The 13,523-nt window shown below is 73.2% G+C and carries 15 protein-coding genes; 9 read left to right on the top strand and 6 right to left on the bottom strand.

Annotated features, from left to right (window positions below; all coding sequences use genetic code 11):
- The first annotated feature begins 5 nt into the window (after window positions 1–5).
- Complete coding sequence (locus ACEY2A_RS08780) at window positions 6–932, top strand: DUF5926 family protein (protein ID WP_374928226.1); 927 nt, start codon at window positions 6–8, stop codon at window positions 930–932.
- Window positions 933–941: 9 nt separating this feature from the next.
- Here ACEY2A_RS08780 and ACEY2A_RS08775 read toward each other — a convergent pair whose 3' ends face one another.
- Window positions 942–1,574: a ribonuclease domain-containing protein gene (locus ACEY2A_RS08775; RefSeq protein ID WP_374928225.1), complete on the bottom strand. Its 633-nt coding sequence runs from the start codon at window positions 1,572–1,574 to the stop codon at window positions 942–944.
- Window positions 1,571–2,011, bottom strand: a complete 441-nt coding sequence (locus tag ACEY2A_RS08770) for a barstar family protein (RefSeq protein WP_374928224.1) — start codon at window positions 2,009–2,011, stop codon at window positions 1,571–1,573. Before ACEY2A_RS08770 ends, ACEY2A_RS08775 begins: the two co-directional genes overlap by 4 nt.
- Before the next feature lie 66 nt (window positions 2,012–2,077).
- On the opposite strand from ACEY2A_RS08770, the gene ACEY2A_RS08765 reads away from it, so the two are divergent.
- Window positions 2,078–3,340 (top strand): DUF4446 family protein, encoded by a 1,263-nt coding sequence (locus ACEY2A_RS08765; RefSeq protein WP_374928223.1) that lies wholly within the window; start codon window positions 2,078–2,080, stop codon window positions 3,338–3,340.
- Between the two features lie 16 nt (window positions 3,341–3,356).
- Here ACEY2A_RS08765 and ACEY2A_RS08760 read toward each other — a convergent pair whose 3' ends face one another.
- The gene (locus ACEY2A_RS08760; protein WP_374928222.1) at window positions 3,357–4,370 is read right to left on the bottom strand and encodes a diacylglycerol/lipid kinase family protein; all 1,014 of its coding nucleotides are present in this window, start codon (window positions 4,368–4,370) and stop codon (window positions 3,357–3,359) included.
- A gap of 38 nt (window positions 4,371–4,408) precedes the next feature.
- On the opposite strand from ACEY2A_RS08760, the gene serS reads away from it, so the two are divergent.
- From serS to ACEY2A_RS08740, 4 genes are read left to right on the top strand one after another with little or no spacing between them, the layout of a single operon-like run.
- Window positions 4,409–5,689, top strand: a complete 1,281-nt coding sequence (gene serS, locus ACEY2A_RS08755) for a serine--tRNA ligase (protein WP_374928221.1) — start codon at window positions 4,409–4,411, stop codon at window positions 5,687–5,689.
- Window positions 5,686–6,525 (top strand): HAD family hydrolase, encoded by an 840-nt coding sequence (locus ACEY2A_RS08750; RefSeq protein WP_374928220.1) that lies wholly within the window; start codon window positions 5,686–5,688, stop codon window positions 6,523–6,525. The genes serS and ACEY2A_RS08750 overlap by 4 nt, the downstream gene beginning before the upstream one ends.
- Window positions 6,522–7,334 carry a TrmH family RNA methyltransferase gene (locus tag ACEY2A_RS08745; protein WP_374928219.1) on the top strand — a complete coding sequence of 271 codons (813 nt, stop codon included), beginning with the start codon at window positions 6,522–6,524 and terminating at the stop codon, window positions 7,332–7,334. The genes ACEY2A_RS08750 and ACEY2A_RS08745 overlap by 4 nt, the downstream gene beginning before the upstream one ends.
- A 42-nt stretch (window positions 7,335–7,376) precedes the next feature.
- Window positions 7,377–8,030, top strand: coding sequence for a VOC family protein (locus ACEY2A_RS08740; RefSeq protein WP_374928218.1), 654 nt, complete (start codon window positions 7,377–7,379; stop codon window positions 8,028–8,030).
- A 75-nt stretch (window positions 8,031–8,105) separates the two neighbouring features.
- On the opposite strand, the gene ACEY2A_RS08735 is transcribed toward ACEY2A_RS08740, so the two are convergent.
- The gene (locus ACEY2A_RS08735; protein ID WP_374928217.1) at window positions 8,106–10,205 is read right to left on the bottom strand and encodes a hypothetical protein; all 2,100 of its coding nucleotides are present in this window, start codon (window positions 10,203–10,205) and stop codon (window positions 8,106–8,108) included.
- A 195-nt stretch (window positions 10,206–10,400) separates the two neighbouring features.
- On the opposite strand from ACEY2A_RS08735, the gene ACEY2A_RS08730 reads away from it, so the two are divergent.
- The 3 genes from ACEY2A_RS08730 to ACEY2A_RS08720 are packed head-to-tail and all read left to right on the top strand — an operon-like array spanning window position 10,401 to window position 12,309.
- The gene (locus tag ACEY2A_RS08730; protein WP_374928216.1) at window positions 10,401–10,997 is read left to right on the top strand and encodes a biotin transporter BioY; all 597 of its coding nucleotides are present in this window, start codon (window positions 10,401–10,403) and stop codon (window positions 10,995–10,997) included.
- 11 nt (window positions 10,998–11,008) lie between these two features.
- Window positions 11,009–11,683: an energy-coupling factor ABC transporter ATP-binding protein gene (locus tag ACEY2A_RS08725; protein ID WP_374928215.1), complete on the top strand. Its 675-nt coding sequence runs from the start codon at window positions 11,009–11,011 to the stop codon at window positions 11,681–11,683.
- Complete coding sequence (locus tag ACEY2A_RS08720) at window positions 11,680–12,309, top strand: energy-coupling factor transporter transmembrane component T family protein (RefSeq protein ID WP_374928214.1); 630 nt, start codon at window positions 11,680–11,682, stop codon at window positions 12,307–12,309. The genes ACEY2A_RS08725 and ACEY2A_RS08720 overlap by 4 nt, the downstream gene beginning before the upstream one ends.
- Here ACEY2A_RS08720 and ACEY2A_RS08715 read toward each other — a convergent pair.
- Both ACEY2A_RS08715 and ACEY2A_RS08710 read right to left on the bottom strand, forming a co-directional pair.
- On the bottom strand, window positions 12,270–12,950 hold the full coding sequence (locus ACEY2A_RS08715; protein WP_374928213.1) for a PIN domain-containing protein: 681 nt from the start codon (window positions 12,948–12,950) through the stop codon (window positions 12,270–12,272). The two genes, ACEY2A_RS08720 and ACEY2A_RS08715, sit on opposite strands and share 40 nt — an antisense overlap.
- Window positions 12,947–13,465, bottom strand: a complete 519-nt coding sequence (locus ACEY2A_RS08710) for a helix-turn-helix domain-containing protein (protein ID WP_374928212.1) — start codon at window positions 13,463–13,465, stop codon at window positions 12,947–12,949. Before ACEY2A_RS08710 ends, ACEY2A_RS08715 begins: the two co-directional genes overlap by 4 nt.
- Window positions 13,466–13,523 lie beyond the last annotated feature (58 nt).

Below are 13,523 nucleotides of genomic sequence, written 5' to 3'. Positions count from 1 at the left end.
GCCCCATGGGTAAGGCATCTCGTCGCAAGAACCGCGACGCCAAGGGACCGAAGCTGCTCGCTGCGCCGTTCGAGGCGCGGCCCTTCCAGGGGCTGCCGAACGAGCCCGAGTGGGTGGCCATGCGGGAGATCATCCCGGCGGCCACCGCATCGATCCGGGTGAAGGTGCCCACGGGCGACCTGCCCGAGGGTGCGCCCGCGCCGGCGTGGGCCGAGCTGGAGCCGGGCAGTGAGCACGAGGTCACGCTGGCCACGGTGCTGCCGCTGGCCTGGCCGGGCCTCCACCGCGGCGAGGGTGACGTGCTCACCGCGCTGCAGACCGGCTCGTCCACCGGCGACGCGAGCCGCGACATCGCCCAGGCGATCCTGACCTCGCTGGCCAACGAGCCCGGCCAGCCGACCGTCAGCCTGCCGCAGGCCATGGCACACACCCCGCGTCTGCAGGACATCCTCGTGAGCACCGAGATGACCGCGGAGCTGCACGAGACCTTCGGCTTCTGGGTCTCCGGCGACGGTGACGCGCTGGACGAGGCCGGCCAGCTCTCCATGGAGCGCGCCAACGAGGCGATCGTGCCCACCGAGCGCCTCGATGCGGTGGACTCCGCCTTCTGGTGCCGCATGGGCGACCGCGCCTACATCCGGTGGCTGCTGCCCCACGACGAGGACGCGGCCACCACCGCGCTCGCGCGCCTCAAGGCCGCCGGCGAGCACACCCTCGGCGGGGACTCCACCCTGCTGGGCGCCTTCCGCGGGGCGGGTCTGCTGGTGCCGGTGTTCGAGGTGGACCCCCAGGTCGACGCCCAGGAGTGGAACGCCGCCCTGGGTGAGCTGGCCACGCGCCTGGAGGAGCGGCTCGGCGAGGACGCCCCGCTCACCCACGACGAGCGCCGTGCCCGCGAGGGCTTCTCGAGCCGGCAGGTCACCATTCGCTGACCGCGCCCCTCAGGCGGCGAACTCGCAGAAGCTCTCGTAGTGGTCTGCGGTCCAGTACCAGTGCTCGGGGTCCGTCGAGCCGTCGCGCGGGGTGCTGTCGCCGCCGGTCACGATGCGCCGCGCGCCCCGGTCGGGCGATCCGGGCGTCGGCACCGTGTACTCGGCGTAGTACCCGTGCTCCTCGTCGGGCAGGAGTCCCTCGCGGTTGCCGAAGGTGCTCCCGTCCTTCTGGGGGTACTGGAACTCTCCGCCCTCGGCGATGGTGTCGATGACGTCCGCCGCCTCGTCGGACAGCTCGTCCTCGCCGCAGGCGCGGATGCCGCTGTCGTCCACCGTGCGCGCGTCGGCCGGGGCCGAGCCGTTCGATGGGGTGACGCCCCCGTTCTCGTCGCCCCCCTCATCGCTCCCGTTGTCGTGGTTCCCGCCCTCGTCGCCCTGCGGGGGACGGTCCTCCTCCCGGTCCTGCAGACCGCTGAAGATGCCCCCACCGCCCCAGATGACGATGGCGGCCAGGGCACAGGCGAACAGGATGCGCAGGATCGCCCGGGCGGTCCAGATGCCGCCCCGTCGCGCACCACCGCCGCGTCGGCCACCCGGCCGCTGGCCACCACGCTGCCCGTTGCCGTTCACCTGCGGACTCATGCCTCGCCCTCCTCGAGCTGCTCCACCAGGGCGGCGCTGGAGACCAGGACCGCGAGCCGCGGCGTGCGACCCTCCGATGCGGTGTCGCCCAGCAGCTCCAGCAGCGTCGCCAGCCCGTCGTGCTCCAGTCCGATGCCTTCCGTGGGCGTCCACACCAGGAGGGTGCCGGCTGCGTCCGGGGTCCGGTCGGTCAGGTCGCGCAACGTGTCCACGAGGGCGTCGAGGTTCACCGCGGCGGCGCCGGGCAGGTCCAGCGAGTCGGCCAGCCCGGCCTGCAGGGAGCGCACGTCGGAGCCGTCGGGACTCTCGGCCAGGAGCACGGTCCAGTCGGCGGTGCGCGCTCCTGCGGCGGCGATCTCGGCCTGGTCGGGGCTCACCACGGCCAGCGGTTCGCCCGAGGCCAGGAACTCCGTGACGGGGAAGTGGGGTGTCGGCATGCCCCCATCGTGCCTGCTCCGGCGCGGAGACCCGGCACCCAGCGGGTGTCTGCGTATCCTGTGGTGGTGTCCGAGCCTGTCCAGAACGCCCTGCTGATCACCGCCGCCGTCTGCGCGGTGCTGGCCCTGCTGATCGGGCTGTGGCTGGCCGTCAACGTGATCTCGTTGCGGCGGCAGCGCTTCATCTCTGCCCGCGTGCTCGCCGGGGCCGGCGCCCAGGACGGCCAGGGGCCGCAGCGACGCTCCATGGCGAGCCGGCAGGGGGAGCAGCGCCGCTACACCGCCCCGGCCGTGCGGACGGGCGTGGACTCGGTGACCATGAAGCGCGCCCTGGACCGCGCGGCCACCCGGCAGGAGAAGTCCCTGGCGAGGATGCGTCAGGAGATCGACCACACGCGCACCCAGATGCGGCAGGAGCTCGAGCGCACCGCCCGTCAGGTCAAGGAGGTCACGCAGGGTTTCGACCGGGTGCAGCAGCAGGCCACCAGTGACACGCAGGCCATCCGCCAGGTGTCCACCGACGCCACGCAGAACCTGCAGCGCATGACCTCGGACGTGGCCGGGCTGGACGAGCGGCTGGTGGCCCTGCAGAAGCAGGTCGCGGCGGCCGAGGAGCGACTGCAGGCGACGGGCTCGGGGGTGGAGGAGCTGCGCACCTCGCAGCAGGAGCTGGCCGAGTGGCGCCAGGGGGTCTCCCGCGAGCTGGACGAGGCGACTGCGCACCGAGCCGCCCTGGTGGAGGAGGCGGCCTCCGACCGCAAGCTGCTGGACACCATCGACCGCGGCCTGGGTGGGGTGGCCGGCCTGGTGGACGAGCTGCGCCGCTCCAGCAGTTCCCTGGACGAGCGCACCGCCTCCCTCGGGGAGCGCCTGACCACCCTCTCCGGCACCGCGGACAGCCAGGCCCAGCGGGTGGAGCAGCTGGAGTCCGGTGCCACCCAGCTGGGTGAGCGCACCGCCGGCCTGGACAACGCCCTGCGAGGCCTCTCCGAGACCGGGGACGACCTGGACCGTCGCCTCAAGCGGCTGGAGCACTCCAGCGAGTCCGCCCTCACCGAGGTGGCGCTCGTCCGCTACGACGCGTTCGGTGACATGGGTGGGCGCATGTCCTTCTCGGTGGCCCTGCTCGATGCGGTGGGGGACGGCCTCATCATCACCAGCCTCAACGGCCGGGCCCACTCGCAGACCTATGCCAAGTCGGTCACCGAGGGGCGGGGCACCACCCGCCTCACCGCCGAGGAGGAGCAGGCGGTCGCCGCCGCCCGGGGCATGGAGGTCCAGCACGCCCCGGAGCAGGCCGTCCGTCCGCTGCGCCAGCGCCGCACCTGACGCGCCCGCCCGTCGCTCAGCGGCGGCGCCACCCCATGCCGGTGGCCCCGCGGGTGCCCCGCCACGAGGTGGACCCCTGGGCCCGCACGCGCACGGTCAGTGCCGCGGGGATGATCCGCCCGGCGATGCGGGTGACGTACCCCACGCCATCGCCGTCCAGCTGCGCGCGGGTGGGGGTGGCCACCTGGACGTCCACCGAGCTGCTCTGGTGGTACGAGACGTTGTCGCCCCCGACCATCCCGCGGGTGACCACGCCGGCGGCCACCCCGGCCCATCCGGTGAGGCCGCGCGGGGCGACCACCAGGGTGTCCAGCTGACCGTCGTCGATGCGGGCCTCGGGCAGCACCGCCACCCCGCCCTGCAGCTTGCCGACGTTGCCGAACAGCACGCTGCGGATCTTCTCCCGCACGGGCTCGTCGTCGTCGGTGCGGATGCTGGCGGCCACCGGGGTGTCGTAACCCAGCAGCACGGCGGAGCGCAGGTAGGCGAGCCAGCCGATGCGCTTCTTCACGTCGTCGTCCGTGGACTCCATGACGTCGGCGTCCATCCCCACCCCGGCCATCACCAGGAAGTACTCCTCGTGCACCTCGCCGTCGGTGTCCCAGTAGCGCACCTGCCCCACGTCCACGCGGCGGTCCCGGCCGGTGAGGGCCAGGTCGAGGGCGGCCTTGCGGGAGGTGACCGGCAGGTCCAGGTTGCGTGCCAGCAGGTTGCCGGTGCCGCCGGGCACCAGGCCCAGGGGGACGTCGGAGCCCACCAGCTGGCTGGCGACGGTGCGCACCGTGCCGTCGCCGCCGATGGGGATCACCAGGTCGCAGCCGGCGTCCAGCACCTCGCGGGCCTGCCCGGCGCCGGGGTCCTCCTCGGTGGTCTCGAGCCAGAGCGGCTCCTCCCACCCGTGGTCGGCACAGATGCGCTCCATCTGGCGGCGCACGTCGTCGACGTCGTCGAACTTGATGGGGTTGATGACGAAGCCCGCTCGCTGGCGGCCCACCCCATCGTGTCCGGTGGTGTGGTCTGAAGAGGGCATGCCCCTACGGTACGCGCGCGTCTCGTACGCTGGGCAGCGTGATCGACATCCGAGAGCTCCGTGACGACCCCGACGCCGTGCGCGCCAGTCAGCGCACCCGAGGTGAGGACGAGTCCGTGGTGGACCGCGTGCTCGAGATCGAGGAGCGTTCCCGCTCCAAGCAGACGGAGTTCGAGGCACTGCGTGCCGAGCAGAAGGCCTTCGGCAGGACCATCGCGCAGGCGCCGAAGGAGCAGAAGGCCGAGCTGGCCGCCCAGGGCAAGGAGATGTCCGCCCGGGTGAAGGCGCTGGAGGCCGAGGCCGGCGAGCTGGCCGAGGAGGCCCAGCGGCTGCTGCGCACCATCGGCAACATCGTGAAGCCCGGGGTGCCCGCTGGGGGCGAGGACAACTTCGAGGTGCTCGAGGAGATCGGCACGCCTCGTGACTTCGCGGCCGAGGGCTTCGAGCCGAAGGACCACCTGGAGCTCGGTGAGCTGCTGGGCGCCATCGACATGGAGCGCGGCGCCAAGGTCTCCGGGGCGCGCTTCTACTTCCTCACCGGCATCGGTGCCCGCCTGGAGCTGGCCATGATGAACATGGCCCTCGACCTGGCGCTGAAGCACGGTTTCACGCCGATGATCACCCCCTCGCTGGTGAACCCGGACGTGATGGCCGGCGCCGGATTCCTCGACAACCACGCCGATGAGGTGTACCACCTCGAGGAGGACGACCAATACCTCGTGGGCACCTCCGAGGTGGCCCTGGCCGGCTACCACGCCGACGAGATCCTGGACCTGTCCGCCGGGGCGCGCCGCTACGCCGGCTGGTCCACCTGCTACCGCCGGGAGGCCGGCAGCCACGGCAAGGACACGCGCGGCATCATCCGGGTGCACCAGTTCACCAAGCTGGAGATGTTCGTCTACTGCACCGCCGAGGAGGCAGAGTCCGAGCACGAGCGCCTGCTGGCGCTGGAGAAGGAGATGCTCGGTGCCATGGAGCTGCCCTACCGCGTCATTGACGTGGCCGCGGGCGACCTGGGTGGCCCGGCGGCGCGGAAGTTCGACTGCGAGGCCTGGGTGCCCACGCAGGGCAAGCACCGTGAGCTGACGTCCACCTCCAACTGCACCACCTTCCAGGCCCGTCGCCTGCGCACCCGTGAGCGCGTGGCCGGGGGCAAGGGCACGCAGGTGGTGGCCACGCTCAACGGCACGCTGGCCACGACCCGGTGGCTGGTGGCCATCCTGGAGAACCACCAGCAGGCCGACGGCTCGGTCCGTGTGCCGGAGGCGATGCGTCCGTACCTGGGTGGCCTCGAGGTCATCACGCCCGTCGCCCGATGAGCCCCGATGCGGTGGGCGCCACGCGCTCGCTGATGGTCTGCCTCGACCTGGACGGCACCACCATCGACTACGACAGCGTGCTGCATCCGCCGGTGCGCGATGCGGTGCTGGCCACCTCCGCGGCGGGCCACACGGTGGTCATCGCGACCGGGCGCACGCTCATGGCCACCCTGCCGCTGGCGCGGGAGCTGGAGCTGACCACCGGCTACCTGGTGTGCTCCAACGGCGCGGTGGTGGTGCGGCTGCACCCGGACCTGCCGGACGGCCACGAGATCGTGGAGAAGGTGACCTTCAACCCCGCGCCGGCGTTGGCGCTGCTGCGCGAGCACCTGCCCGGGGCGTTCGTGGCGGCCGAGGTGATCGGGGTGGGTCACCGCATCAGTGAGGGCTTCCCGCAGGACCTGCTGCAGGGCGAGCTCACCCTGGCCAGCTGGGAGGAGCTGGGCTCCGAGCCGGTCACGCGCCTGACCTTCCACGACCCCGGCGGCACCGAGCAGGAGTTCCTCGACGCCATCGACGACATCGGCCTGCACGGGGTGAACTACTCGGTGGGCTACACCGCGTGGCTGGACCTGGCGCCCGAGGGCGTCTCGAAGGCCTCGGCGCTGGAGGGCGTACGCCGCTGGCTGGGCGTGGAGCCGGGCGACACCCTGGCCGTGGGCGACCAGCGCAACGACCTGGAGATGCTCGACTGGGCGGCCCGTGGGGTGGCGATGGGGCAGGCGCCGGCCGAGGTGATCGCGGCGGCCGACGAGGTGACCGGCCACGTGGACGACCACGGCCTGGCGCAGGTGCTGCGGGGGCTCGAGGGCGTCCGGGAGGTGCTGGCCCGGTGAGTGCCCCGCTGCACATCACCAGCCCGGCGAACCCCCGCATCAAGGCGCTGCGCGACCTGCGCCGTCGCCGGGCGCGGGAGGCCACCGGGTCCACGCTGGTGGAGGGCTACGAGGAGCTGCAGATCGCCCTGTCCGGTGGCGTGCGCCCGCGGGAGCTGTACCTCTGCGAGGAGCTGATGGCCGACCCCGCGGCCCAGCAGGACGTGGTGGAGCTGGCCTCGCAACGGAGTGCCGGCATCGTCACGCTCAGCCGGGCCGTGTTCGAGAAGGCGGCCTACCGGGAGGGGCCGGACGGCTTCCTCGCTGTGGTGCCCACCCCCGGGGTGGCGCTGGCGGACCTGCCGCAGCCGGACGGGGCGGGTCTGTACGTGGTGGCCGAGCACCTGGAGAAGCCGGGCAACCTCGGCGCCATCCTGCGTACGGCCGATGCGGCGGGGGTCGATGCGGTGATCGCGGCGGACCCGGTGACGGACTGGGGCAACCCGAACGTGGTGCGGGCCTCCAAGGGGACGGTGTTCTCGGTGCCGGTGGCCTCCGCATCGACCAGCGAGGTACTGGACCTCCTGGCGGCGCGGGGGGTGGCCCTGGTGGCCACGACGCCGCACACCGAGCAGCTGCACACGCAGGTGGACCTGGCCGGGCCCGTGGCGATTGCGGTGGGGGCGGAGAAGACGGGGCTCACCGCATCGGCGCTGGAGGGGGCGACCCACCGGGTGCGGATCCCGATGGTGGGGCGTGCGAACTCGCTGAACGTCGCCACGAGCGCGGCGATCGTGGTCTACGAGGCCGTGCGTCAGCGCCTCGGCTGACCCGAATTCAGAACGCGGGGAGCCCCGTGCGACCATGTCGCCATGCGCATTGACCACGTCTCCTTCGCTGCGGGCCCCGAGGGCCTGGATGCTGCTGCCGCGCGCCTGGGTGAGCTCCTGGCCACCGAGGTCGTGGACGGCGGCCACCACCCCCGTTTCGGCACCCGCAACCTGGTGCTGCCCCTGGCAGACGGACGCTGGGTGGAGGTCGTGGAGCCGCTGCAGCACCCGGTGACGGACAAGGTGCCCTTCGGTCAGGCCGTGAAGGCGCGCAGCGAGGCCGGCGGAGGCTGGCTCGGCTGGGTGGTCTCCATGGACGACCTGTCGCCGGTGGAGGAGCGCCTGGGGCGTGACTCGGTGCTGGGCAACCGCCACCGCCCCGACGGCACGGAGCTGACCTGGCGCCAGATCGGCGTGAAGGGGCTCATTGCCGATCCGCAGCTGCCCTTCTTCCTGCGTTGGGACGAGGGCCAGAAGCACCCCTCCGAGGTGGGTCCGTCGAGCGCGACGCTCACCAGCCTGCAGGTGGCCGGTGACCCGGACCGCGTGCGCGAGTGGCTGGGCCTGTCCGGTGAGCCGGGTACGGACCGGGAGGACTGGGAGCCCGAGGTGGGCTTCGACTTCGTGGCCCCCAACGGCACCCCGGGTCTGCTCTCGGTGACCTTCCAGACGCAGAACGGCCCCGTCACCGTCTGACGCGCACTTCTTCGGACCGGCCCCTGACGCAGATCGCGTCGGGGGCCGTTCCAGTTCCCGCCCCGGGGCGGCCCCTCAGACCCGGGTGCCAGTGCCCACGCTCACCCGGTGGCTGCCCAGCAGCACCCCGGCCAGCGGCACCAGCGAGAGCGCCGCAGCACCCACCGGCGGCACCCAGCCCGCAGCCACCACCACCAGCGCGATCACGTGGTAGGCGCCCACCAGCATCACGTTCTGCCCCACCACCGCACCGGTGTGGCGGGTGAGACTCACCGCATCCGCGATGGCGGCCATCTCCGGGCGCACCGTCTCAACCTGCGCGTGGACGCGGTTCTCCTCGTCGGCCCAGGTCGGGGCGATCACCAGGTCGGCGTGCACCGCCGCCTCATCGGGGGTGGCGCGCGTCAGCAGCGCGACCCGGTGCCCCTCATCGAGCATCTCCTGCACCAGCGCCACGCGCCCCGCGTCGTCCAGCCCGCCGGTCACCTCCGAGTCGTGCACACCCACCCGGTCGGCCATGCGGCGTGCCACGGCGGCCGGCTCGGCGCACATGAGGTGCGGCACCACATCGGCCCGCAGCAGGCGCTGCACCTCCTCGGCGGCACCGGGGCGCAGCCGGTCGCGGAAGCGCAGCATCGCCGTGGGGCGCCCGCCCCACCCCACGTAGGTGACGATCGCGTCGTCGTCCGGCTCCGGGCGCAGGCTGGGCGGGATGGACTCGAACAGGTCCTCGGTGCCCAGCGTCACCTCCATGTCCTTGATGCGCGCGGTCATCCCCGCCCCCCGCAGGGTCCGGTCGGCGATGGGGCGCGGCGTCATCGAACGCGCACGGGCCGCGCTGGACAGGGCGCGGGCGATGGGGCCCTCGGCCTCCTGCGCCACGGACACCGCGGCGAGCAGCGCCGCATCGGGGTCCAGCCCGGGCATGGGCAGCACCTCCACCAGCCGCGGATGGCCGGTGGCGATGGCCGATGAGGGGTCCACCAGCGCCAGGTCGATGTCCCGCGCCGACTGCAGCGGGCGGGCGCCCTTCATGCGCAGGCCCAGCAGCGCCCCGCGCAGGGTGGCGGCGCGCAGGGCGGTGGGCACGGCCGCCAGCACCGCGGCCGGGGAGGCGGCCAGCAGCACGGCGGTGGCCACCCGGGCGCCGGCGCCCGCATCGGTCAGCAGGCCGTGCACCAGGCCCACCACGGCCGCGATGCCCAGCACCAGCGGCACGGCCCACCACCCGGCCACGTCGGTGGTGCGGTGGATGGGCAGGCGGGGCCCGGCACCCTGCCCGTGGCGCGAGGGGGAGCCGGTGGGCACGGGCGCGTCGGGCGCCGGGGGGACCGGCAGCACGGGCCCGGCCGGCTGGCGCAGTGCGGCCTGCGCGGGGAGCAGCACGCGGGCGATGGCGGTGTCGTCACCGGCGCGCACCACCGTGCCCACCAGGGTGTTGCGGGGCACCGCGCCGGCCACCACGACGTCGCCGGGGATCACTGGGTGCGCGTCCGCCCGGTGGGTGAGGCGCTGCAGCGTGACCAGGCCCTCCCCGTCGGTGACCAGCAGGTCGGCGGGCACCACCGTGTCGGCGGGGACGAGCACCTCATCGCCCGGCCTCAGCTGCGCGCGCGGCACGGTGACCCGACGGCGCGTGCCGCCCGACTCCACGATGCGGGTGGCCGTCACCCCCAGCGTGCGCCGCATGCGCAGCAGGCGCAGGAACAGCAGCCCCCGGGCCCAGCGGATCGCCCACGGCACCACGGCCAGCACGGCCGCGGCGGCGGTGGTGCCCACGAACGCCGTGGTGGAGCCCGTGGTGGCGACCTCCACGATGCCGTGCACCGCCGAGAGCACACCGGCGGCCACCGGGAGCCACAGCGCCGAACGCCACGAGGCCCGCAGGTCGTTCAGTGCGTGGGGGATGGCCAGCGCCCACGCACCCAGGGCCGGGATGGCCGTGAGCACGGCGGGGGCCGGACCGGCCTCCACCAGGAGTGCGGCCAGGAGCGCCACGAGGGTGAGCAGGACCGTGGCCACGGCGGCGAACATGCCCCGGTCGGTGGACGGTCGCGCGGGGGCCGGGCGCTCGGGTGCGTCCGTGGACGGCTCGGCGGGCATCCGGGGCGTGGACGAGTTCCCGGGGGCGCCGCGGGGATCGGTCTCGGGGGCGGGGCGGGAGGACTCGGCCATGATGGGGCCACGGTACTGGGCCGGGGGTGACCGATGGCGTGCGGCACCACCCGGGCGCTGGGCCGTCCACGCACACCCGGTACCTCCTGCACCGGGTGTGCGTGGGCAGGTGGTGGGCCCGTGTTTGAATGACGCGCCGGTGACCCGAGGGGGCGGTCACCGCGAGCCTCCCAGCCCCCCGGACGGAGACCCTCCATGCACGACGCCGCCCTTGCCGCTGACCGTTCCGAGTCCACCGTGCGCACCGGCGCCCAGGTGGCGGTGTTCGCCGCCCTCATCGCCGCGCTCGCGGTGGTGCCGGGGCTGCTGGTCTTCGGCGGTTCGGTGCCGGTGACGCTGCAGACGCTCGGGGTCACGCTGGCGGCCCTGGCGCTGGGGCCGTGGGCCGGGGCGGCGGCGGTGCTCATCTACCTGGCGCTCATCGCCATCGGGCTGCCCGTTGCCACTGGCGGCACCGGTGGCCTCGGCGTGCTCACCGGCCCGACCGGTGGCTACCTCGTGGGCTTCGTGCTGGGTGCCGTGGTGATCGGCGCCCTGGCGCGGGTGGCCCTGCGTCGCGGTGGCCGGATGGTGGGGCTGTGGCTGTTCGTGGCGGGCCTGGCCGGGCTGCCGGTGTTCTACGCCGTGGGTGTGCCGTGGCTCAAGCTCGCCACCGGGATGCCGTGGGACAAGGCCTGGCAGCTGGGCGCCGCGGTGTTCGTGCCCGGTGACCTGCTGAAGGCGGCGCTGGCCGCGGTCATCATCGCCGCCGTGGCCCGTGCGCTGCCGGGCACGCTGCCGGCCGACCGCTGACGCGCGGCCCCGTGATCCGCTTCGAGGAGGTCACCCTCACCCGTCAGGGCCGCACCGCCCTGGACGGTGTGAGTCTCGAACTCACCGAGCGGCGCGTCGCCCTCATCGGGGCCAACGGGTCGGGCAAGTCCACGCTGGCGCGCTGCATCATCGGCCTGGACAGGCCGACCGCCGGGCGGGTGGAGGTCGGCGGCCGGGACGTGCGCCGCCACGCGCGGCAGGTGCGGCGGGAGGTCGGGTTCCTGTTCAGCGACCCCGACCACCAGATCGTCATGCCCACCGTGGCCGAGGACCTGGAGTTCTCCGCCGCGCGCCGGGGGTGGTCGTCGCAACAGCGGGCCGATGCGGTGCACGCCGCCCTGGTGCGCGCCGGGCTCGAGGGGCACGCGGACCACCCCTGCCACCTGCTCTCCGGGGGGCAGAAGCAGCTGTTGGCGCTCGCGGCGGTGCTGATGTCCGGGCCGCGGGTGCTCGTGGCCGACGAGCCGACGACCCTGCTGGACCTGCGCAACCGCCGCCGGGTGGCCGCAGAGTTGATGGCCCTCGAGCAGCAGGTGGTGCTCGTGACGCACCACCTGGACCTCATCGAGACGGTGGACCGGGTGGTGGTGCTCGATGAGGGGCGTGTGGTCTGTGACGACCGTCCGGACGTAGCGATTCCCTTCTACGAGCGGCTGATGACGTGAGCGCCATCGGCGTGGCGGTGCCGGGGGACTCGTGGCTGCACCGGCTGCCGGCGGGGTGGAAGGTGGGTGGGCTGGCGGTTGCGACGCTGGGCATGTACCTGCTAGGGGACTGGCGGGTGGCGCTGGGGGCGTTCGCGGTGTCGCTGCTGGTGCTGGCCTCGGCGCGGTTGCCGTGGGAGGCGGTGCGCCTGCCGCTGCGGATGGTGCTGATCCTGGCGGTGGTGCTGGGGTTGGTGCAGTGGGTGTTCGTCGATGGTGAGCACGCCCTGCGCGCGGTGGGTCGGGTGGGGGCGGCGATCGTGTTGGCGTGGACGGTCTCGCTCACCACGCCGGTGGCGGCGATGATGCGGGTGCTGCAGGCGGTGCTGTCACCGCTGCGGCGGCTGGGGGTGGACACCGACCACTGGGGGCTGGTGGTCTCGATGGCGGTGCGCTCGGTGCCGCTGATGGTGGCGGCGGCGCAGGCGACCAACGAGGCTCGCATTGCTCGGGGGCGGGGGCTGTCGGTGAAGAGCTTTGCGATCCCGCTGGTGGTGCGTGCTGTACGGGCCTCGGAGCTGCTCGGTGATGCCCTGCTGGCCCGTGGCTACGAGCCGCAGGGGCGGGCCCGGCGTCGGGAGCGCTGAGGCAACGAGGTGGTGGCCACCCTGGCGTGTGGCGTCGCGGTCACCCTGGCGACCACAACGCCACACGTCACGGGAGGCGCCAACGCTGCCGGCGGGCTGCCGCCGCGAATTCGGGAACGCCGCACCGATGCAGGCGCTCGAGCAGCTCCTCGACCGTCAGAGAGGGCCGGCGGCTCGATGTGGACTGGTCTCCCAAGGCGTCCATCACGAGCCCGGGGGGCGAGGTCCAGCTGGTTGAGCAGGAAGGTGTCGGGGGTCTGCACCTCGATCTCGAGCCCGGACATCACTGCCGGGGGGAAGTCCTTGACGTTGTGGGTGACGATCAGGTCGGCTCGCCCCACGATGGCGGCCGCGGCGACGTGCTCGGCATCGGGGTCCGGCAGTCCGAGCGATCCCACCATGTGTTCCCAGCCAGTGACAGAGGCGTCCGGGAACGCGGTGTCCATCTGCTTCACCCGTCGTTCCACCAGGCCGTCCGGCAGGCTGGGGTGCACGACGTGGACAGCGCGCACCACCTCATCCAGTATCTCGGTGCTCCACAGGGGCCGGTACAGCTCGCGCTCAGCCAAGCGCAGCAGCAGGTCCGCCAGGGCCATGGGGACGAGGACGCAGGCGTCCAGGTGCGCGGTGAAGCGCGTCACTGATTCGACCTGCCGGTCGTCCTTCCGCGCCGGGCCGTTGCCAGCGCCTCCGTGTAGTCCGCGGACGCATCGTCATAGAGGCCTGCCTCGACGGCTTCGGCAGTCATCCCCTGCAAGGCGACACGACGCTGCGAGCGCTGGCTCTGCTGGTACTCGAGGACATCTGCAAGGCGTACCTGTCGGTGTCGGCCGCCTGCGGGTCGCTCGAAGGCGATTCGCCCGCTCTCCAACAGCTTGACCAAGGTGGGACGACTGATGCCGAGAAAGTCTGCCGCCTCCTGCGTGGTCAGCAGTTGATCAACGGGCGCCACCGTGATGCCACGACCCTGTCGCATCGCCTCGGCCACATCTCGAAGAACTTCGAAGGCTTCGATCGGCAGGGGGACGGTCTGACCGTCGGGGCCGAGGAGAGCGGCCGGTTCGGTCTGGTGGTCGAGGAAGGTCGACAGGTCCAGCATCGCCTCGAGGTCGGCGGGCGGAAGGACCGTGTGGGGGGTGCGATCGGTGGCGGGCATGGCCTCACACTAGCCTCAAACGAAAAAAACGAAAAGGGCCGGTGGGAGCCCGGCGGCC

The sequence above is a fragment of the Kytococcus sedentarius genome (genome assembly GCF_041937525.1).
GTDB classification, from domain to species: domain Bacteria; phylum Actinomycetota; class Actinomycetes; order Actinomycetales; family Dermatophilaceae; genus Kytococcus; species Kytococcus sedentarius_A.
The sequence above is the reverse complement of the archived record's forward strand: the minus strand, read 5'-3'. Positions and strand labels throughout refer to the sequence as shown.

Coding starts and splice junctions, on each gene's coding strand:
- ACEY2A_RS08780 (WP_374928226.1), top strand. CDS start 6: ATGGGTAAGGCATCTCGTCGCAAGAACCGCGACGCCAAGGGACCGAAG.
- ACEY2A_RS08775 (WP_374928225.1), bottom strand. CDS start 1,574: ATGAGTCCGCAGGTGAACGGCAACGGGCAGCGTGGTGGCCAGCGGCCG.
- ACEY2A_RS08770 (WP_374928224.1), bottom strand. CDS start 2,011: ATGCCGACACCCCACTTCCCCGTCACGGAGTTCCTGGCCTCGGGCGAA.
- ACEY2A_RS08760 (WP_374928222.1), bottom strand. CDS start 4,370: ATGCCCTCTTCAGACCACACCACCGGACACGATGGGGTGGGCCGCCAG.
- ACEY2A_RS08750 (WP_374928220.1), top strand. CDS start 5,686: ATGAGCCCCGATGCGGTGGGCGCCACGCGCTCGCTGATGGTCTGCCTC.
- ACEY2A_RS08740 (WP_374928218.1), top strand. CDS start 7,377: ATGCGCATTGACCACGTCTCCTTCGCTGCGGGCCCCGAGGGCCTGGAT.
- ACEY2A_RS08735 (WP_374928217.1), bottom strand. CDS start 10,205: ATGGCCGAGTCCTCCCGCCCCGCCCCCGAGACCGATCCCCGCGGCGCC.
- ACEY2A_RS08730 (WP_374928216.1), top strand. CDS start 10,401: ATGCACGACGCCGCCCTTGCCGCTGACCGTTCCGAGTCCACCGTGCGC.
- ACEY2A_RS08710 (WP_374928212.1), bottom strand. CDS start 13,465: ATGCCCGCCACCGATCGCACCCCCCACACGGTCCTTCCGCCCGCCGAC.